The following is a 1,243-nucleotide window of genomic DNA, read 5'->3' as shown; positions in this document are numbered from 1 at the left end:
TGGCGATGCGCTCATCACGCTCACATTCCCATTTGTCTACCGGATAGGTTTTGTTCCAAGCACTCATTAGCTGAGTTTACTGTTTGGATAGTTTGAATCCGTACTCCTTGCTCATGTACAAGTAAGTGCGAGCAATCGAGCCGCGAGCTCTGTCGGGTGGCATTACTTTGCGTTGCTTGAAGTTCACTTGCATGTCGCAGCGGCCATAGCTGACACCATCCATGCCGTTCCATTGGCTGAAGTTGAAGTTAGAACGGTCACCGTTCACCTCACCAACCGCTGGGGTCAGGTTGTGTAAATCCGCTTCCATGAGTTTAAAAGCCGTGTCGTTGCGCGAACAGTTTTTACGCCCACCGCTTTGCCAACACTGGAGCTGGTGGCCGAATTGCCAGGCAGGAACCACATGTTCCCATTCAATGCGAGCTGCGCGTTTTTCTTGTTTGCGAACTTGGTAACCGCAAGAGGCTAAGTCAGGAATGCCTTTTTTGCCTTGCCACTGGATATCACAACCGCAGTAAAAACTGCTTGGGTGGTCTTGATAGATTTTCACCGCTTCACGTTTGGCGGCAGAAAATGAGCTAGGAGGGGCAGAAAAAGCGGAACTAGAAAGAACAAAGAGAAACAGAGTAAACAAGTATTTCATGATTAAAGTCTTTAAAAAGTATGACTTTAATCATTCTACCACTCAGAGATTGGCTTTCGTAATGAGTCTGTTAATAATAAAAATAAACAAGTGATCGCCGCTGTTTCTCACCGGCGAGATTAAGAAAGTTGAACACCTGTAAAATTCAAAGGCTGGTGGCATTTTTGACAGGAGTAGGCTGCCTCTTTGCGCAGAACTTTATTATGTCGGCGAATCGAGAGCGGGTAGGTCATGCAGCCGCAACGATACTCAAACGTCTTACCTTGGACTGAGGTAACTTCAAAGCGGTGTGTGGTGTTGGCAGGAATACCAAATACGGATTCCATGACGCCCCGCCACTCTTTTCCGTGTGGTCGAACTCGGCCGTACACTTGGTAGGTGATTAAGTGGGCGACTTCATGAGGAATTACTTCTTCCAAAAACGCCTGTGGATTTTCTCTAAATAAAATAGGGTTGAGACGAATCTGATTTAATTGAAGGTAGGCTTTTCCCGCTGCTTTGCCGCGAACGTTGAATGTGATGCTTGGGGTAGGGAATGAGCGCTTAAATACTTGCTGTGCCAAAGAGATACAATCAGCCATGACTTGCTTGGCTTTATAA

At 46.6% G+C, this 1,243-nt stretch carries 1 protein-coding gene and 1 pseudogene; both read right to left on the bottom strand.

The genetic code is table 11. From position 1 onward, the window contains the following. A pseudogene (locus R7P72_RS24910) lies at positions 1-643 on the bottom strand (endonuclease); the annotation flags it as partial. Positions 644-762: 119 nt separating this feature from the next. Continuing rightward, positions 763-1,243 (bottom strand): SprT family zinc-dependent metalloprotease (locus R7P72_RS24905; RefSeq protein ID WP_318110946.1); only part of this gene is annotated, 481 nt, incomplete at its 5' end.

The sequence above is a fragment of the Vibrio sp. Vb0888 genome (genome assembly GCF_033338835.1).
Lineage (GTDB): Bacteria > Pseudomonadota > Gammaproteobacteria > Enterobacterales > Vibrionaceae > Vibrio > Vibrio alginolyticus.
This window is presented reverse-complemented; position numbering and strand designations above follow the sequence as displayed.